Below are 18427 nucleotides of genomic sequence, written 5' to 3' on the forward strand. Positions count from 1 at the left end.
CCCTCCCCCTCGCCGCGATGGTCGGCCTCGCCTCCCCCGCGGAGGCCGCCACCTCGGTCACCGCCACCTATACCAAGACCCAGGACTGGGGCACCGGTTTCGGCGCCAACTGGACCATCAAGAACACCGGCACCACCACCATCTCCTCCTGGAACCTGGAGTGGGACTACCCCTCCGGCACCAAGGTCACCTCCGCGTGGGACGCCACCGTCACCAACAGCGGCAACCACTGGACCGCCAAGAACGTCGGCTGGAACGGCACCCTGGCCCCCGGAGCCTCCGTCTCCTTCGGCTACAACGGCACCGGCTCCGGCGCCCCCTCCGGCTGTAAGATCAACGGCGCCTCCTGCGACGGCACCCAGCAGCCGGGCGACACCCCGCCCTCGGCCCCCGGCACCCCGACCGCCTCGAACGTCACCGACACCTCGGTGAAGCTCAGCTGGGGCGCGGCCACCGACGACAAGGGCGTCAAGAACTACGACGTCCTGCGCGACGGCACCAAGGTGACCACCACCACGGGCCTCACCTACACGGACCAGGGCCTCACCGCCGGCACCGACTACAGCTACACCGTCGTCGCCCGCGACACCGCCGACCAGACCGGCCCCTCCGCCGGCCCCGTCGCGGTCCGCACCACCGGCGGAGGCGGCGGCCAGCCCGTCCCGAACGCCGTGAAGATGGGCTACTTCACCAACTGGGGCGTCTACGGCCGCAACTACCACGTGAAGAACATCGTGACCTCGGGCTCCGCGTCCAAGATCACGCACATCAACTACGCCTTCGGCAACGTGCAGGGCGGCAAGTGCACCATCGGCGACGCCTACGCCGACTACGACAAGGCCTACACCGCCGACCAGTCCGTCGACGGCGTCGCCGACACCTGGGACCAGCCGCTGCGCGGCAACTTCAACCAGCTGCGCAAGCTGAAGAAGGCCTACCCGAACATCAAGATCCTCTGGTCCTTCGGCGGATGGACCTGGTCCGGCGGCTTCGGCCAGGCCGTCCAGAACCCGGCCGCCTTCGCGCAGTCCTGCTACGACCTGGTCGAGGACCCGCGCTGGGCCGACGTCTTCGACGGCATCGACCTGGACTGGGAGTACCCGAACGCCTGCGGTCTCACCTGCGACACCAGCGGCGCCGCGTCCTTCAAGAACATGATGCAGGCCATGCGCGCCAAGTTCGGCGCCAACAACCTGGTCACCGCGGCCGTCACGGCCGACGCCTCCGCCGGCGGCAAGATCGACGCCGCCGACTACGCGGGCGCCGCGCCGTACTACGACTGGCTCAACGTGATGACGTACGACTTCTTCGGCGCCTGGGAGGCCAAGGGCCCGACCGCCCCGCACTCCCCGCTGACCTCGTACGCCGGCATCCCGCAGGCGGGCTTCAACTCCGCAGAGGCGATCGCCAAGTTCAAGGCCAAGGGCGTCCCGGCCAACAAGCTGCTGCTCGGCATCGGCTTCTACGGCCGCGGCTGGACCGGCGTCACCCAGTCCGCCCCCGGCGGCACGGCGACCGGCCCGGCGCAGGGCACCTACGAGCAGGGCATCGAGGACTACAAGATCCTCAAGAGCTCCTGCCCGTCCACCGGCACCGTCGCCGGCACCGCCTACGCCCACTGCGGCACCAACTGGTGGAGCTACGACACCCCCGCCACCGTCACCTCCAAGATGGGCTGGGCCAAGAACCAGGGCCTCGGCGGCGCGTTCTTCTGGGAGTTCAGCGGTGACACCACCAACGGAGAGCTGGTCTCCGCGATCAACGGCGGCCTGAGCTAACGGGCCACCGGTACGACGAAGCGGGGGACGGTGCAGCACACCGTCCCCCGCTTCCGTACGCGCGGTACCTACGCCACGTTCACCCGCTGGCCGGGAGGCGCCGCCTCCAGCCAGGCCATGAAGCCCGTCCGGGCGTCCTCGCTCATCGCGAGTTCGAGCCGGACGCCGTTGTACATGCAGGGCTGGATCACCGAGTCGGAGAGGAGCGCCAGCTCCTCCTCGCCCTCCGGCATCCGGCGCTCCAGGGCCACGATGGCCGAGCGCTCCAGGAAACGGCGCGGCCGGGGCGCGTACGAGAAGACCCGGAACCAGGCGATCTCGTCACCGCTGTACCGGGCCACTCCGTACACCCAGCCCTTGCCGGACAGATCCGGCTCCTCCGGGACGTCCCAGCGCAGCGAACAGTCGAAGGTGCCGCCGGCGCGCTGGATCAGCCGTCGGCGCAAGCCGAAGACGAAGAGCCCGATCAACACCAGTGCGACGACCAGGCCGCACACGAGCAACGCGAGGAACATCTTCACCGACCTCCTCGCCGCGTCCCGTGACCGGCGCCGCCGGCCTCAACCGAATACAACCTGCATCTGCATCGCCTCAGCCGCGGCACGGTCTGGAACATTCCAGCCGTGCCGCGGCTGAGGGCACTACTCTTCGGTATCCGGTCCGCTAGCGGACCGCTACCGCGCGCAGCCGGACCTCGGCGCGCCGCTCGGCGGCGGCGTCCTCGTCCGACTTGGCCCGCTCCAGCGCGCGCTCGGCACGCTGGGCGTCGATCTCGTCCGCCAGCTCGGCGATCTCCGCGAGCAGCGACAGCTTGTCGTCGGCGAAGGAGATGAAACCACCGTGGACGGCGGCCACGACGGTGGCGCCCTCGCTCGTGCGGATGGTCACCGGGCCCGACTCCAGCACACCGAGCAGCGGCTGGTGACCGGGCATGACGCCGATGTCGCCGGAGGTGGTACGCGCGATGACCAGGGTGGCCTCGCCGGACCAGACACTCCGGTCCGCGGCGACCAGCTCGACGTGCAGCTCAGCAGCCAAGGGTGGGCTCCTCGGTTCACCACCCGGCGGTGCTGCCGGGTGTTGGGATCAATTCTAAGGGGCGTGGAGAGGGGGGCGGGAACGGCTCCCGCCCCCCTCGGGCGAGCACGGGGCTCAGGAGACGCCGAGCTCCTTGGCGTTCTTCTTGAGGTCCTCGAGACCACCACACATGAAGAAGGCCTGCTCCGGGAAGTGGTCGAACTCACCGTCGCAGATCGCGTTGAACGCGGCGATCGACTCGTCCAGCGGAACGTCCGAACCGTCCACACCGGTGAACTGCTTGGCGGCGTGGGTGTTCTGCGACAGGAAGCGCTCGACACGACGCGCACGGTGCACGACGAGCTTGTCCTCCTCGCTGAGCTCGTCGATACCGAGGATCGCGATGATGTCCTGGAGGTCCTTGTACTTCTGCAGGATGCCCTTGACGCGCATGGCGGCGTCGTAGTGGTCCTGCGCGATGTAGCGCGGGTCCAGGATCCGGGACGTGGAGTCCAGCGGGTCCACGGCCGGGTAGATGCCCTTCTCGGAGATCGGACGGGAGAGAACCGTCGTCGCGTCGAGGTGGGCGAAGGTGGTCGCCGGCGCCGGGTCGGTGAGGTCGTCGGCGGGGACGTAGATCGCCTGCATCGAGGTGATCGAGTGACCACGGGTCGAGGTGATGCGCTCCTGGAGGAGACCCATCTCGTCGGCCAGGTTCGGCTGGTAACCCACCGCGGAGGGCATGCGGCCGAGCAGGGTCGACACCTCGGAACCGGCCTGGGTGAAGCGGAAGATGTTGTCGATGAAGAACAGCACGTCCTGCTTCTGCACATCGCGGAAGTACTCCGCCATGGTCAGACCGGCGAGGGCCACACGGAGACGGGTGCCCGGGGGCTCGTCCATCTGGCCGAAGACCAGGGCGGTCTTGTCCAGAACGCCGGACTCCTCCATCTCCTGGATGAGGTCGTTGCCCTCACGGGTGCGCTCACCGACACCGGCGAACACGGAGACACCGTCGTGCAGCTTCGCCACACGCATGATCATTTCCTGGATCAGAACGGTCTTGCCGACACCGGCACCACCGAACAGACCGATCTTTCCACCCTTGACGTACGGGGTGAGAAGGTCGACGACCTTCAGGCCGGTCTCGAACATCTCGGTCTTCGACTCGAGCTGGTCGAACGCCGGGGCCTTGCGGTGGATGGACCAGCGCTCGCTGACCTCCGACTCCGCCTCGGGCTCGTTCAGGATCTGACCCAGCGTGTTGAACACGCGGCCCTTGGTGACGTCGCCGACGGGCACGGTGATGCCGTCGCCGGTGTCCACCACGGGGGCCTGGCGGACCAGGCCGTCGGTGGGCTGCATGGAGATGGCGCGGACGACGCCGTCGCCGAGGTGCTGCGCGACCTCCAGCGTCAGCGTCTTCTTGGCGCCGTCCTCGGCCGGGTCGGCGACCTCGACGTGGAGGGCGTTGTAGATCTCCGGCATCGCGTCGACGGGGAACTCCACGTCGACGACCGGGCCGATGACCCGGGCGACGCGGCCCGTGGCGGCGGCCGTCTCAACAGTGGTCGTCATTACTTGTCACTCCCCGCGGTCGCGTCGGCCAGGGCTGCGGTGCCACCGACGATCTCGCTGATTTCCTGGGTGATTTCGGCCTGGCGGGCCGCGTTGGCAAGTCGGGAGAGGTTGTTGATCAAGTCTCCCGCGTTGTCGGTCGCCGACTTCATCGCGCGCCGCGTCGCGGCGTGCTTCGACGCCGACGACTGGAGCAGCGCGTTGTAGATGCGGCTCTCGACGTAGCGCGGCAGAAGGGCGTCCAGGACGTCCTCCGCCGACGGCTCGAAGTCGTACAGCGGGCGGAGCGTGTCCGACGCGCCGGCCTCCTTCGCGACCTCGTCGAGGCTGAGGGGCAGCAGCCGGGCCTCGACCGCCGTCTGCGTCATCATCGAGACGAACTCGGTGTAGACGATGTGGAGCTCGTCCACACCACCCTCGGCCGTGTCCTTCTCGATCGCCTCGATCAGCGGCGCGCCGATCTTCTTGGCGTCCGCGTACGTCGGCTCGTCCGTGAAGCCGGCCCACGAGCCGGCCAGCTTGCGCTCACGGAAGTTGAAGTGCGCGATGCCACGGCGGCCGACGGCGTAGACGTCGACCTCCTTGCCCTCGCCCTCCAGGCGCTTGATGAGCTGCTCCGCCGCCTTGATGGCGTTGGAGTTGAAGGCGCCGGCCAGACCGCGGTCGCTCGCGAGGAGCAGTACCGCGGCACGGGTCGGGTTCTCGGCCTCCGTGGTCAGCGGGTGCTTGTCGTTCGCACCCGTGGCCACCGCGGTCACCGCGCGGGTGAGCTCGGTGGCGTACGGGGTCGAGGACTGCACCTTGCGCTGAGCCTTGACCACGCGCGAGGCGGCGATCATCTCCATCGCCTTGGTGATCTTCTTCGTCGCGGTGACGGATTTGATGCGACGCTTGTAGACCCGGAGCTGCGCTCCCATGAGTCAGGTCCCTTCCGTCGTCACTTCGAGACGTTGACGGCGGCCGGGGCGTCTTCGCCGAGCAGCTTGCCGTCAGAGGTCTCGAACTGCTTCTTGAACTCCGCGATGGCGTCGGCGACGGCCGTCAGGGTGTCGTCCGACATCTTCTTGCCCTCACGGATGGAGGTCATGAGACCGGAGTGGTTCTGGCGGAGGTACGCCAGGAGCTCGGCCTCGAAGCGACGGATGTCGGCGACCGGGACGTCGTCCATCTTGCCGGTCGTGCCGGCCCAGACGGAGACGACCTGGTTCTCGGTCGGCATCGGCTGGTACTGAGCCTGCTTGAGCAGCTCGACCATGCGCTGACCGCGCTCCAGCTGCGCCTTCGAGGCCGCGTCCAGGTCGGAACCGAAGGCCGCGAAGGCCTCCAGCTCACGGAACTGGGCGAGGTCCACGCGGAGGCGACCGGCGATCTGCTTCATGGCCGGGTGCTGGGCGGAGCCACCGACTCGGGAGACCGAGATACCGACGTTCAGGGCCGGACGCTGGCCGGCGTTGAACAGGTCGGACTCCAGGAAGCACTGGCCGTCGGTGATGGAGATGACGTTGGTCGGGATGAACGCCGAGACGTCGTTCGCCTTGGTCTCGACGATCGGCAGACCGGTCATCGAGCCGGCACCCAGCTCGTCCGAGAGCTTGGCGCAACGCTCCAGGAGGCGGGAGTGCAGGTAGAAGACGTCACCCGGGTAGGCCTCACGGCCCGGCGGGCGGCGCAGCAGCAGCGACACGGCGCGGTAGGCGTCGGCCTGCTTCGACAGGTCGTCGAAGACGATCAGGACGTGCTTGCCCTGGTACATCCAGTGCTGGCCGATGGCCGAGCCGGTGTACGGGGCGAGGTACTTGAAGCCGGCCGGGTCGGACGCCGGGGCCGCGACGATCGTCGTGTACTCGAGCGCACCGGCCTCCTCAAGCGCGCCGCGCACGGACGCGATGGTGGAGCCCTTCTGGCCGACGGCGACGTAGATGCAGCGGACCTGCTTGTTCACGTCGCCCGAGCGCCAGTTGTCGCGCTGGTTGATGATCGTGTCGACGGCCAGGGCGGTCTTGCCCGTCTGGCGGTCGCCGATGATCAGCTGACGCTGACCGCGGCCGACCGGCGTCATGGCGTCGACGGCCTTGTAGCCGGTCTCCATGGGCTCGTGGACCGACTTACGGGCCATGACGCCCGGGGCCTGCAGCTCGAGGGCGCGGCGGCCCTCGGTCGCGATCTCGCCGAGACCGTCGATCGGGTTGCCGAGCGGGTCGACGACGCGACCCAGGTATCCCTCACCGACGCCGACGGAGAGGACCTCGCCGGTGCGCTGCACCGACTGTCCCTCCTCGATGCCGCTGAACTCACCGAGAACGATCGCACCGATCTCGCGCTCTTCGAGGTTCAGCGCGAGACCGAGGGTGCCGTCCTCGAACTTCAGCAGCTCGTTCGCCATGGCCGAGGGAAGACCCTCGACCTTCGCGATGCCGTCACCGGCCAGGCTGACCGTGCCGACCTCCTCGCGCGAGGCCGCGTCCGGCTGGTACGACTGGACGAAGGTCTCCAGCGCGTCCCGGATCTCCTCCGGCCGGATCGTGAGCTCCGCCATCTGGGTTCCCTGCTCTCCTTGTTGGGCCCGAAGTTCTTAAGGGGTCTGGGGGCCGACCCCCAGGAATCTTCTGCAATCTCTGCACGGCCCAACCGGGCCGCTGTGATGCGTGTTGTGTTGCCGGCGGCGTGAGCCGTCAGCCGGCCAGCCGCCGCTTCGCCTCGCCGAGGCGCTCGGAGACCGTGCCGTCGATGACCTCGTCGCCGACCCGCACCGAGATCCCGCCGAGGACCGCGGGGTCCACGTCCAGGTTCAGGTGCATCGCGCGGCCGTACAGCTTCGCCAGTACGGCGCCGAGGCGCTGCTTCTGCTGGTCGGACAGCGGCACCGCCGAGGTGACGACGGCGACCATCCGGTCCCGGCGCGCCGCGGCGAGCTTGGACAGGGACTCGAGTCCCCCCTCCAGGCTACGTCCCCGGGGCTGGGTCACCAGACGGACGACCAGGCGCTCGGTGGTGGCGTTGGCCTTGCCGCCGAGCAGCGTGCGCAGCAGCTCGCCCTTGGCGGCGGGCTTCGCGGTCTTGTCCGTCAGCGCCGAGCGGAGCTCGGTGCTGGAGGTCACGATCCGGCCGAAGCGGAACAGCTCGTCCTCGACGTCGTCGAGGGCGCCCGTCTTCTGGGCCGCGGTGAGGTCGGCGGTGTTCGCCAGCTCCTCGGCCGCGTCGACGAGGTCGCGGGAGCGCGACCAGCGGGACCGGACCATGCCGGACACCAGGTCGACGGTCTCGCCGCCCACCTGACCGGTCAGGAGTCGCTGCGCGAGCGCGGCCTTGGCCTCGCCCGACTGGGCGGGGTCGGTCAGGACCCGGCGCAGCGACACCTCGCGGTCGAACAGGGCGGTGACTGCGGCCAGCTCGTCCGCGAGCTTCGCCGCGTCGACCGAGGTGTTGTCGGTCAGCGCGTCGAGTGCCTCGCGGGCGGCGGCCAGTGCCTCACGGCTCGCTCCGTTCATCGGACGGCCTCAGCCTTCTCCTCGAGCTCGTCGAGGAAGCGGTCGATCGTGCGGCTCTGGCGGGCGACGTCCTGGAGGGACTCGCCGACCAGCTTGCCGGCCAGGTCCGTGGCGAGCTTGCCGACGTCCTGACGCAGGGAGGAGGCGGCGGCCTTGCGGTCGGCCTCGATCTGCGTGTGTCCGGCGGCGATGATCTCCTCGCGCTGGCGCTGGCCCTCCGCCTTCATCTCCTGGATGATCGCGGTGCCCTGCTCCGTCGCCTCCTGGCGGAGACGCGCGGCCTCGTGGCGGGCCTCGGCAAGCTGTGCCTTGTACTGCTCCAGCACACTCTGAGCCTCGATCTGGGCCGACTCGGCCTTCTCGATGCCACCCTCGATGGCCTCGCGGCGCTCCACCAGAACCTTGTTGATGTTCGGGAGGAGCTTCTTGGCGAGGAAGCCGAAGACGATGACGAAGGCGATCAGGCCGATGACGAGCTCGTCAAGATGCGGGAGGAGGGGGGGCTGGGGCTCCCCCTCGGCCGCAAGAAGCAGAGCGTTCACATCAGTGCCTTCCGTGAAAATGTGGCTGTCGTCGAGAAGCAGGCTTAGTAGACGAAGCCCATGACGATGCCGATGAGGGCGAGCGCCTCACAGAAGGCGAAACCCATGATCTGGTTGGTACGGATCAGGCCGGCCGCCTCGGGCTGGCGCGCGAGGGCCTGGGTGCCGTTACCGAAGATGATGCCGACGCCGACGCCGGGGCCGATCGCGGCGAGGCCGTAACCGATGGCGGCGACGTTGCCTTCGACAGCAGCAAGGGTCTGGAGAGCGGACATGCCGGTTCTTCCTTCTCTTTCAAGGACCCGGTGGGGGTTGGCCACCGGAGACTGCGGGGTGGGTGGTGGAGCTGGTCCGTGGCAGGGGGCTCAGTGGTGCTCGGAGAGCGCGCCCTGGACGTAGCTGCAGGCCAGGAGCACGAAGACGTACGCCTGGACGGCCTGGATGAAGAGCTCGAAGGCGGTCATCACGAGGACCATCACGAAGGACGTGCCCGCGTAGACGATGCCGATGCCGTTGAGCAGGTACCAGGAGGCCAGCGAGAACATCACGATCAGCAGGTGACCGGCGAACATGTTCGCGAACAGTCGGACCGCGTGCGTGAAGGGCCGGATGATCAGGTTCGAGAAGAACTCGAGGACGACGACCAGCGGCAGGATCGGGCCGAGGGACTTGTCCCAGCCGACGATGTTCTTCCAGCCGCCGACGAAGCCGTGCTTCTTGAAGGTCAGCGTCACCCAGAGCACGTAGACGATCAGCGCGAGGGCCGCCGGGAAGGCGATCAGCGAGGTGACCGGGAACTGGGCCAGCGGGATGATGGACCAGAGGTTCATCATCCAGACGAGGAAGAACATGGAGACCATGAAGGGGACGTACTTCTCGCCGTCCTTCTTGCCGATGATCTCGTAGACGATGCCGCGGCGCACGAAGTCGTAACCGGCCTCGCCGACCATCTGCATCTTGCCGGGGACCAGCTTCGGCTTGCGGAAGGCCGCCCAGAAGAAACCGACCACCACGAGGGAGCTCAGGACCGCGAGCAGCATGGGCTTGGTCAGCTCGAAGCCGCCCCACGTCGCGATCGGCTCGTAGATGAACGTGTGCAGGCCCGGAGCCGGGAAGCCGCATCCGGTGAAGATGTGGCAATCCGGGTCGAAGGCAAGCGTCTGGTCAGCACTCACCGCGGGCTCCTTCAGCGTGGCGCATAGGTACGGCAACCTCGTTGTGTCGGCGCGGCACGCAGCCGCGGGTCGGCACTGGACTGGTCTTACGGATAGGGGGGCGGCGGGTCGGCTTCGAGCCTCGCGCTGGGACAGGCGCCGCTTCGGATGCCCGCGCCCGCAATGCCGCAGTTGGCACCGGACGATAGCAGGAAGCCGAACGCGCCTTTATCCCGGCCCTACCCTTCACGACTTCGAACCCGTTTTCTCGGGCTCGACGTACGCGATCTTGGCCTTCATGTAGGCACGGGCCTGGGCCGCGACCCACACCACGGTCGCCGCGAGCAGCGTGAAGGCGAAGGCCTTGAAGTCGAACACCGTGGTGCCCTTCAGCAAGGCCAGGAAGACGAAGAGAACCAGCAGCTGGGTCGTGTAGAGCAAGAGCCCCATGGCCTGGAACAGCTGCGGAAGCTTCTTTGCCGTCCGCTGCAGCACCAGCATCCCGATGCCCATGAAGAGGAGGACGACCAGGGTGCCGAGGGCGGCGCCGATCGCGCCCTTCCCGCCGGCGACGATGCCGCTGATCACCGTGGCGATGGCGCCGACGGCGGCAGTGGGTACGACGGCCGAGAGAAGGAGGCGTGCGTCGCTGGAAGGCATGGCGGTGTCTCCGCTGTGATGGAGGGGGCGATGGTGTCGTCTGGGACGAGCGTAAGCCCGGTCCGAGGTGGGTCTCGGGGCCAACAGACCGTCGCACTACGGTCTTTCGGCACTGTCGCCGGGTCTCGTGAACCGTATCACAAACTATTTGAATAGGTCTTTACTCAGGGGGTGTGCCAACTGTCACACATGAGGGTTACAACGCGCGATTGTGCGCGACAACCGGGCACCTTGTCTGGTATTGGCCCCCGTTGAGGCTTTCGCCGACCGCCGCTGACGCGGCGTCAACTCGGCGTTCCGGCCTTCCTCCGGTCGGTGAAGCGCGAACGGTGACCGATGGCCGTCGAGCCGTGCAACCCCGCCGGGACCGGGACCCGCTCCTCCTCCGCCGTCGCCCCCTGCTCCGGCTCCGGCTCGACGACCCGGCTCCGGCGCCGGTACCGCGGCGGGACCACGGCCTCCGCCCAGCGGGGCGCCCGCGGCGAGAAGCGCGGCATCAGGAGCAGCACCAGACCGAGGGCGCTCAGCACGGTGATGGCGAGGACGATCCACATCGACGCCGAGTGGACCGAGTACGCGAGCGTGCCGAAGGCGATCAGCGCCGACCAGAAGTACATGATCAGCACGGCCCGGCTGTGCGAGTGGCCGATCTCCAGGAGCCGGTGGTGCAGGTGGCCGCGGTCGGCGGCGAAGGGCGACTGGCCCTTCCAGGTCCGCCGCACGATCGCCAGGACCAGGTCGGTCATCGGGATCGCGATGATGGTCAGCGGCAGGATCAGCGGGATGAAGACGGGCAGCGCCGCGTGGGTCGCCTGCCGGGTCGAGCCCTCGAAGATCTTCAGGGTGTCCGGGTCCACCTGGCCGGTGATCGAGATGGCGGAGGCGGCGAGGATCAGGCCGATCAGCATCGAGCCCGAGTCGCCCATGAAGATCCGCGCCGGGTGCATGTTGTGCGGCAGGAAGCCCAGGCACATGCCCATGAGGATGGCGGCGAAGAGCGTCGCGGGGGCGGCCGCCTCGATCGTGTAGCCGTACCAGAGGCGGTACGCGTACAGGAAGAAGGCGCCGGTGGCGATGCAGACCATGCCGGCGGCGAGGCCGTCGAGGCCGTCGACGAAGTTGACCGCGTTGATGGTGAGGACGACCAGGGCGACCGTCAGGAGGGTGCCCTGCCACTGGGTGAGCGCGACCGTGCCGACGCCCGGGATGGGCAGCCACAGGATCGTCAGGCCCTGCGCCACCATCACGCCGGCCGAGATCATCTGGGCGCCGAGCTTGATCAGCGCGTCCAGCTCGAACTTGTCGTCCAGGACGCCGATCAGCCAGATCAGGGCGGCGCCGGAGAGCAGCGCGCGGGGCTCGTTCGACTGGTCGAAGACGCTGTTGAGGTTCTGCAGGTGGTCGGCGACGAGCAGTCCGGCGCACAGCCCGAAGAACATGGCGATGCCACCGAGCCTCGGAGTCGGTTCTCGGTGCACGTCGCGCGCGCGGATCTCCGGCATCGCGCCGGTCGCGATGGCGAACTTCCGCACCGGACCGGTCAGCAGATAGGTCACCGCGGCCGTGACACAGAGCGTCAGCAGGTAATCACGCACGGGCTGTCCCCACAGGAATCGCTGGCCATCTCAGCCCCACACCCTAGCCGTGCCGTCCATGTGCTTGGAGACACCCCGGGCCCCGGAACGGTTGCGGACCGCCCCCGGTCTTCTTCCGTTCACCGTCCATACGGGGGAAATCCGCTGGTCAGCTCCCGTACTTCGGCACGTACCCGAGCCGTTTCCTCCGGTTCGTCGCGCAATGCCGAGGTGAAGAGCGCGGCGATCCTGGCCATCTCCGGGGCGCCCATCCCCTGCGTGGTGACCGCGGCGGTGCCGAGCCGGATGCCGCGCCCGTCCCCGTGGGGCAGGGCGCAGGTGTCCAGGACCATGCCGGCGGCGGCGAGCCGGGCGCGGGCGGTGCGCCCGTCGACACCGAGCGGGGCGGGGTCGGCGGTGATGAGGTGGGTGTCGGTGCCGCCGGTGGTCACCGCGAAGCCCTCGGCGGCCAGCGCCGCCGCGAGCACGCGCGCGTGCTCGACCACCCGATGGGCGTACGCGGTGAAGGCCGGGGTCGACGCCTCCCCCAGGGCGACCGCCTTCGCCGCGATGGTGTGCATCTGGGCGCCGCCCTGAGTGAACGGGAAGACCGCCCGGTCGATCCGCGCGGCCAGCTCGGCCGTGCACAGCACCATCCCGCCGCGCGGACCGCGCAGTACCTTGTGGGTGGTGGCGCAGACGACGTCGGCGTACGGGACCGGGTTCGGCGCCGCCCCGCCGGCGACGAGGCCGATGGGGTGGGCGGCGTCGGCGATGAGGTAGGCCCCGACCTCGTCGGCGACGGCCCGGAAGAGCGCGTAGTCGGGGTGGCGGGGGTAGGAGATCGAGCCGCAGACGATCGCCGTGGGCCGGTGGTGGCGGGCCAGGGCGGCGAGCTGCTCGTAGTCGATGAGCCCGGTCTCGGCGTCGACGCCGTACGGGACGAAGTCGAACCAGCGGCCGGAGAAGTTCGCGGGCGAACCGTGCGTGAGGTGCCCGCCGTGGTCCAGGCCCATGGCGAGGACCGTGTCACCGGGCCTGAGAAGGGCCGCGTACGCCGCCAGGACGGCCGCGGAGCCCGAGTGCGGCTGGACGTTGGCGTGGTCGGCTCCGAAGAGCGCGGTGGCCCGTTCCACGGCGATCCGCTCGGCCGCGTCGGCGTACGCGCAGCCGCCGTGGTACCGGGCGCCGGGATACCCCTCTGCGTACTTGTTCGCGAGCGCCGAACCCAGCGTCGCGAGCACCGCGGGCGAGGTGAAGTTCTCCGCCGCGATCAGCTGGAGCGTCTCGGCCTGTCGTCGCGCCTCCCCCGCCAGCACGTCGGCGATCTGCGGATCCTGCCGCCGCAGGACGTCGAGGACCTCTTCTGGGGGCGCGCTGACCGACATGGCTCACTCCGGGCCTGGGGGACGTAGCACCAATGTAGGCGCGCACCCCCGCCCCCGCCCCCGGAGCGCCGCCGGGCCCTCACCCCCCTCAGCGCCGTGTAGGCACGCCCGTCAGGGCCGTGACGACCGGGTCCAGGGCCTCCTGGAGCCCCTCCCCGACGCACCCCTCGCGCCGCTCGGCCCTGGGGGCCTTACGGCCACGCGGCGGAGCCGCACATGTCACTTCGGGCCGCTGCGGCGGCCTCCGACCGCCGACGGTGTCGCCTCAGCGCCGCGTCGGGACGCCCGTCAGGGCCGTGACGACCGGGTCCAGGGCCTCCTGGATCTCGTCGCCGATGGAGCGGAAGACGGTGATGGGGGCGCCGTAGGGGTCGTTGACCTCGTCCGCTTCGGCGGAGGGGGCCAGGAGCCACCCGCGTAGAGCGGCGGCCGCGCGGACCAGGGCGCGGGCGCGTTCGACCACCCCGTCGCGCGGGTCCGGCAGGGTGGCGGGGTCGATGGCGCGGACCAGGCGGGTGAACTCCTTCAGGGTGAAGGTGCGCAGTCCGGCCGAGTGGCCCATCGAGATGACCTGCGCGCGGTGGTCGCGGGTCGCGGTGAGGACGAGGTCGGCGCGGATGACGTGCTCGTCGAGGAGTTCGCGCCCGACGAAGCCGCTGTGGTCGGCGCCGAAGTCGGCGAGGACCAGCTCCGCGTTGGTCTCCATGGGGGCGCCCTCGTGGCCCCAGGTGCCGGCGCTCTCCACGATGAGGCCCCGGCCGAGCCCGTCGCCGAGCCGCTGGAGCAGGGCGTGGCGGGTCAGCCGCTCGGTGATGGGCGAGCGGCAGACGTTGCCGGTGCTGACGTGGAGGATGCGGAAGGTGGTGTCGTGCTCGTACCCCGCTATGCCACGCCCCTCAGGGGCGGTCAACTGGCCACCTCGAGGTCGGGTACGACCTTGCGGAGCTCCTCCGCCGACAGCGCGCCCTCGCGCAGGAGCACCGGGACCTTGCCCGTGACGTCGACGATGGAGGAGGGGACGTTGCCGGGCGTCGGACCGCCGTCGAGGTAGACGGAGACGGAGTCGCCGAGCATCTGCTGGGCGGCGTCGCAGTCCTCGGGCGCCGGGTGCCCGGAGAGGTTGGCGGAGGTGACGGCCATCGGGCCGACCTCGGTGAGCAGCTCGATGGCGACCGGGTGCAGCGGCATGCGGATGGCGACGGTGCCGCGGGTGTCGCCGAGGTCCCACTGGAGGGACGGCTGGTGGCGGGCGACCAGGGTGAGCGCGCCGGGCCAGAAGGCGTCGACGAGCTCCCACGCCTGCTCGGAGAAGTCGGTGACGAGGCCGTGCAGGGTGTTCGGGGAGCCGATGAGGACGGGGGTGGGCATGCCGCGGCCCCGGCCCTTGGCGGCCAGCAGCTCGGCGACGGCCTCGCTGCCGAAGGCGTCCGCGCCGATGCCGTACACCGTGTCGGTGGGGAGCACGACGAGTTCGCCGCGGCGGACCGCCGACGCGGCTTCGCGCAGGCCGGTCGCGCGGTCGGTCGCCTCGTTGCAGTCGTATCGGCGTGCCATCAGTCGCGCTCCTCCTCAGTCGTGGTGGTGCGGTGCCGGCTCACGGCATCGCCTTGCGGGCGGTCGCGAAGCGCGGCCGGTTGTTCAGGTCGGGGTGGTCGGCGGCGTCCGCCCAGCCGGCCTCCTCGTTGAAGATCCACGGCACCTGGCCGCCCTGGGTGTCGGCGTGCTCGATGACGACGAGGCCGCCGGGGCGGAGCAGCCGGTGCGCGGTGCGCTCGATGCCACGGATGGTGTCGAGGCCGTCCTCGCCGGAGAAGAGCGCCATCTCGGGGTCGTGGTCGCGGGCCTCGGGGGCGACGTACTCCCACTCGGTGAGGGGGATGTACGGCGGGTTGGAGATCACCAGGTCGACCTGGCCGTTGAGCTCCGGGAGGGCGGTGAGCGCGTCGCCCTGGTGGACGGTGACGCGGGAGCCGGCGGCGTTCTTGCGGGTCCAGACGAGCGCGTCGTCGGAGAGCTCGACGGCGTGGACGCGCGAGCGCGGCACCTCCTGCGCCATGGCGAGGGCGATGGCGCCGGAGCCGGTGCAGAGGTCGACGATGAGCGGCTCGACGACGTCCATCGCGCGGACGGCGTCTATGGCCCAGCCGACCACGGACTCGGTCTCCGGGCGGGGCACGAAGACCCCGGGGCCGACCTGGAGCTCCAGGTAGCGGAAGAACGCCCGGCCGGTGATGTGCTGGAGCGGCTCGCGCGCCTCGCGGCGGGCGATGGCCTCCCAGTAGCGGGCGTCGAAGTCCGCGTCCTTGACGTTGTGCAGCTCCCCCCGCTTGACGCCGTGCACGAACGCGGCGAGCTCCTCGGCGTCGAAACGCGGTGAGGGAACGCCGGCGTCGGCCAGCCGCTGGGTGGCCTGGGCCACCTCGGCAAGCAGCAGGTTCACGCTGGTCCTCCGTGGTGCGGGGTGGGGCGGGGAGAGGTGCCTCGGGCCGGTCAGGTCGCGGCGAGCTTGGCCGCGGAGTCGGCGTCGACGCAGGCCTGGATGACGGCGTCGAGCTCGCCGTCGAGGACCTGGTCCAGGTTGTACGCCTTGAAGCCGACGCGGTGGTCGGAGATGCGGTTCTCCGGGTAGTTGTACGTGCGGATCTTCTCGGAGCGGTCGACGGTGCGGACCTGGCTGCGGCGGGCGTCGGCGGCCTCGGCCTCGGCCTTCTCCTGGGCGGCGGCGAGGAGGCGGGAGCGCAGGATGCGCATGGCCTGCTCCTTGTTCTGGAGCTGGCTCTTCTCGTTCTGGCAGGAGGCGACGATGCCGGTCGGCAGGTGGGTGATGCGGACCGCGGAGTCGGTGGTGTTGACCGACTGGCCGCCGGGGCCGGAGGAGCGGTAGACGTCGATGCGCAGGTCGTTGGCGTGGATCTCGACGTCCACCTCCTCGGCCTCGGGCGTGACGAGCACGCCGGCGGCGGAGGTGTGGATGCGGCCCTGCGACTCGGTGGCGGGCACGCGCTGCACGCGGTGGACGCCGCCCTCGTACTTGAGGCGGGCCCAGACGCCCTGGCCGGGCTCGGTGGCGCCGTTGCCGCCCTTGGTCTTCACGGCGACCTGGACGTCCTTGTAGCCGCCGAGCTCGGACTCGGTGGCGTCGATGATCTCGGTCTTCCAGCCGACGCGCTCGGCGTAGCGGAGGTACATCCGGAGCAGGTCACCGGCGAAGAGGGCGGACTCGTCGCCGCCGGCGCCGGCCTTGATCTCCAGGATGACGTCCTTGTCGTCGCTGGGGTCGCGGGGGACGAGCAGGAGGCGGAGCTTCTCGGTGAGCTCCTCGCGCTGCTTCTCCAGCTCCTTGACCTCGGCGGCGAAGTCGGGGTCGTCGTGCGCGAACTCGCGCGCGGTCTCGATGTCGTCCCCGGTCTGCTTCCAGGAGCGGTACGTGCCGACGATCGGGGTCAGCTCGGCGTAGCGCTTGTTCAGCTTGCGCGCGTTGGCCTGGTCGGCGTGGACCGACGGGTCGGCGAGCTTCTTCTCGAGGTCGGCGTGCTCGCCGACCAGTTCCTCGACCGCCTCGAACATCTTCGGGCTCCTGGTTTCGTCTGTTGCTACGGGGACGCCAAAGCGCCGGTCCCGGCCGCCCCGCGCGGGGGCGTCCGGTGACCGGCGCGGGGGCTCGCTACTTCGCGGCGGAGCCGGCGGCCTTGCCGAAGCGGGCCTCGAAGCGGGCCACGCGGCCGCCGGTGTCGAGGATCTTCTGCTTGCCCGTGTAGAACGGGTGGCACTCGGAGCAGACCTCGGCACGGATGGTGCCGTCGGTCAGGGTGCTGCGGGTGGTGAACGACGCGCCGCAGGTGCAGCTGACCTGGGTCTCGACGTACTCGGGGTGGATCTCGCGCTTCAAGGTGTCTCCTAGTTCCGGGAGGGCACCGGGTCGTCACCGCGGGTTGCGGTGGACGTGAACCGGGGCCGACGTACCAGTCTGCCAGGACTGGCCGCATCTCCCCAAACCGGGGTGGGTGCGGCGGTATTCCCCGGGCTAGCCGATCACGCCCTCCGCCTTGCCGGAGGCCGTGTCGCTCGTGGCGGAGGCGGGGATGGGGCGGTCGGCCCTGAGGGCCTTCCAGACCTGTGCGGCCTGGGCTTCGAGCGGCACCACGCGGTTGCGGTCCCAGGCGGCGTACTCGACCGGCATCGTGATCATGTCGACGTCGTCGGTGCCGAGCCCGGACAGGCCCTGGGCGAAGCCCATGAGTTCCTGGACGGAGTCGAGCTCGGAGTCGGGGGTGATGGCCTTGGTGGCGGCGTCGGCGAGGTCGAGGAGCTTCTTGGGGTTGGTACCGGCGCCGACGTCCTTGACCTGCTTGATGAAGGCCTTCATGAAGGCCTGCTGGAGCTGGATGCGGCCGAGGTCGCTGCCGTCGCCGACGCTCTTGCGGGTGCGGACGAGGCCGAGGGACTGCTCGCCGTCGAGGGTGTGGGTGCCGGGCTCCAGGTCGAGGTGGCTCTTGGAGTCCTTGATGGCCCGCGTGGTGGTGATCTCGACGCCGCCGAGGGTGTCGATGAGCTTCTTGAAGCCGGTGAAGTCGACCTCGATGTAGTGGTCCATGCGGATGCCGGACAGGGACTCGACGGTCTTGACGGCGCAGGCGGGGCCGCCGACCTCGTACGCCGTGTTGAACATGGCGTTGCTCCGGCCCGCGACCTCGTCGCCCCGCTCGTCGGTGCAGGCGGGGCGTTCTATGAGGGTGTCGCGGGGGATGGAGACGACGCTGGCCTTCTTGTGGCCCTCGTAGACGTGGAGCACCATCGCGGTGTCGGAGCGGGCGCCGCCCTCGTCCTTGCCGTAGGCGCCGTTGTCGCCGGAGCGGGAGTCGGAGCCGAGGACGAGGATGTCCATCGAGCCGTCGTCGACGTTCTTGGGGCGGTCGGTGCCGAGCCGGGCGTTGATGTCGACGCCCTCGATGTTGCCGTCGAGCTTGAGGTACGCGTAGCCGAGTCCGGCGCCGGCCAGGACGAGCACGGCGGTGGCGCCGGACGCGGTGATGGCGATCCGGCGGCGGCGTGTGGCGGTCGGTTTGCGGCGGCGTCCGGTGGCGCCTCCGCGTGCGCGCCCGCTCTTGGTCTGCTCGGTCATCGTCTTCCCTCTGGCCTATGGTTCACCTTTTGTGACGGCGAAGCATCCGAAAGGGTTGCACGGCGTTCTGTGAGGTTTCGATGAGCGAGCCGCCCCGCACGCACTGTGCCCACCGCTCGGGGAGCG

General features: G+C 69.8%; 19 protein-coding genes. 1 reads left to right on the plus strand and 18 read right to left on the minus strand.

Features of this window, described 5'->3' with window-relative positions:
- The first annotated feature begins 17 nt into the window (after positions 1-17).
- On the plus strand, positions 18-1778 hold the full coding sequence (locus tag ACFZCF_RS06895) for a glycosyl hydrolase family 18 protein (protein WP_391285971.1): 1761 nt from the start codon (positions 18-20) through the stop codon (positions 1776-1778).
- A gap of 68 nt (positions 1779-1846) precedes the next feature.
- Here ACFZCF_RS06895 and ACFZCF_RS06900 read toward each other — a convergent pair whose 3' ends face one another.
- The 18 genes from ACFZCF_RS06900 to ACFZCF_RS06985 all read right to left on the minus strand — a co-directional run bounded on the left by ACFZCF_RS06900 (position 1847) and on the right by ACFZCF_RS06985 (position 18301).
- Complete coding sequence (locus tag ACFZCF_RS06900; RefSeq protein ID WP_169087561.1) at positions 1847-2293, minus strand: DUF2550 domain-containing protein; 447 nt, start codon at positions 2291-2293, stop codon at positions 1847-1849.
- A 148-nt stretch (positions 2294-2441) separates the two neighbouring features.
- Positions 2442-2816 carry a F0F1 ATP synthase subunit epsilon gene (locus ACFZCF_RS06905; RefSeq protein WP_031006240.1) on the minus strand — a complete coding sequence of 125 codons (375 nt, stop codon included), beginning with the start codon at positions 2814-2816 and terminating at the stop codon, positions 2442-2444.
- Between the two features lie 114 nt (positions 2817-2930).
- A complete protein-coding gene (atpD, locus tag ACFZCF_RS06910; protein WP_189947029.1) occupies positions 2931-4373 on the minus strand; it encodes a F0F1 ATP synthase subunit beta in 1443 nt (480 codons plus the stop codon).
- Positions 4373-5290: a F0F1 ATP synthase subunit gamma gene (locus ACFZCF_RS06915; RefSeq protein ID WP_388436288.1), complete on the minus strand. Its 918-nt coding sequence runs from the start codon at positions 5288-5290 to the stop codon at positions 4373-4375. The genes atpD and ACFZCF_RS06915 overlap by 1 nt, the downstream gene beginning before the upstream one ends.
- 20 nt (positions 5291-5310) lie before the next feature.
- Entirely contained in the window at positions 5311-6909 is a 1599-nt protein-coding gene (atpA, locus tag ACFZCF_RS06920) for a F0F1 ATP synthase subunit alpha (RefSeq protein ID WP_189947030.1), read from the minus strand.
- A 136-nt stretch (positions 6910-7045) separates the two neighbouring features.
- Positions 7046-7861, minus strand: coding sequence for a F0F1 ATP synthase subunit delta (locus tag ACFZCF_RS06925; RefSeq protein WP_391285138.1), 816 nt, complete (start codon positions 7859-7861; stop codon positions 7046-7048).
- Complete coding sequence (locus ACFZCF_RS06930) at positions 7858-8403, minus strand: F0F1 ATP synthase subunit B (protein WP_189947032.1); 546 nt, start codon at positions 8401-8403, stop codon at positions 7858-7860. The genes ACFZCF_RS06925 and ACFZCF_RS06930 overlap by 4 nt, the downstream gene beginning before the upstream one ends.
- A 44-nt stretch (positions 8404-8447) precedes the next feature.
- Positions 8448-8678: an ATP synthase F0 subunit C gene (gene atpE / locus ACFZCF_RS06935; RefSeq protein WP_006346597.1), complete on the minus strand. Its 231-nt coding sequence runs from the start codon at positions 8676-8678 to the stop codon at positions 8448-8450.
- Between the two features lie 90 nt (positions 8679-8768).
- A complete protein-coding gene (gene atpB, locus ACFZCF_RS06940; RefSeq protein WP_391285140.1) occupies positions 8769-9578 on the minus strand; it encodes a F0F1 ATP synthase subunit A in 810 nt (269 codons plus the stop codon).
- 225 nt (positions 9579-9803) lie between these two features.
- Positions 9804-10217 (minus strand): hypothetical protein, encoded by a 414-nt coding sequence (locus ACFZCF_RS06945; protein WP_383460101.1) that lies wholly within the window; start codon positions 10215-10217, stop codon positions 9804-9806.
- A gap of 284 nt (positions 10218-10501) precedes the next feature.
- Positions 10502-11812 carry an MraY family glycosyltransferase gene (locus tag ACFZCF_RS06950; protein WP_388436301.1) on the minus strand — a complete coding sequence of 437 codons (1311 nt, stop codon included), beginning with the start codon at positions 11810-11812 and terminating at the stop codon, positions 10502-10504.
- 119 nt (positions 11813-11931) lie between these two features.
- On the minus strand, positions 11932-13179 hold the full coding sequence (glyA, locus tag ACFZCF_RS06955; RefSeq protein ID WP_391285143.1) for a serine hydroxymethyltransferase: 1248 nt from the start codon (positions 13177-13179) through the stop codon (positions 11932-11934).
- 265 nt (positions 13180-13444) lie between these two features.
- Positions 13445-14089, minus strand: a complete 645-nt coding sequence (locus ACFZCF_RS06960) for a protein-tyrosine-phosphatase (protein WP_362179956.1) — start codon at positions 14087-14089, stop codon at positions 13445-13447.
- Positions 14086-14733: an L-threonylcarbamoyladenylate synthase gene (locus tag ACFZCF_RS06965; RefSeq protein WP_388436307.1), complete on the minus strand. Its 648-nt coding sequence runs from the start codon at positions 14731-14733 to the stop codon at positions 14086-14088. Before ACFZCF_RS06965 ends, ACFZCF_RS06960 begins: the two co-directional genes overlap by 4 nt.
- Positions 14734-14773: 40 nt before the next feature.
- Complete coding sequence (prmC, locus tag ACFZCF_RS06970; RefSeq protein ID WP_359523374.1) at positions 14774-15619, minus strand: peptide chain release factor N(5)-glutamine methyltransferase; 846 nt, start codon at positions 15617-15619, stop codon at positions 14774-14776.
- A 50-nt stretch (positions 15620-15669) separates the two neighbouring features.
- Positions 15670-16746 carry a peptide chain release factor 1 gene (prfA, locus tag ACFZCF_RS06975; protein WP_388436311.1) on the minus strand — a complete coding sequence of 359 codons (1077 nt, stop codon included), beginning with the start codon at positions 16744-16746 and terminating at the stop codon, positions 15670-15672.
- 97 nt (positions 16747-16843) lie between these two features.
- The gene (rpmE, locus tag ACFZCF_RS06980; protein ID WP_388436314.1) at positions 16844-17068 is read right to left on the minus strand and encodes a 50S ribosomal protein L31; all 225 of its coding nucleotides are present in this window, start codon (positions 17066-17068) and stop codon (positions 16844-16846) included.
- Between the two features lie 135 nt (positions 17069-17203).
- Positions 17204-18301 (minus strand): LCP family protein, encoded by a 1098-nt coding sequence (locus ACFZCF_RS06985; RefSeq protein WP_388436318.1) that lies wholly within the window; start codon positions 18299-18301, stop codon positions 17204-17206.
- Between the last annotated feature and the right edge of the window lie 126 nt (positions 18302-18427).

It is taken from the genome of Streptomyces sp. NPDC007945 (assembly GCF_042958885.1).
Lineage (GTDB): Bacteria > Actinomycetota > Actinomycetes > Streptomycetales > Streptomycetaceae > Streptomyces.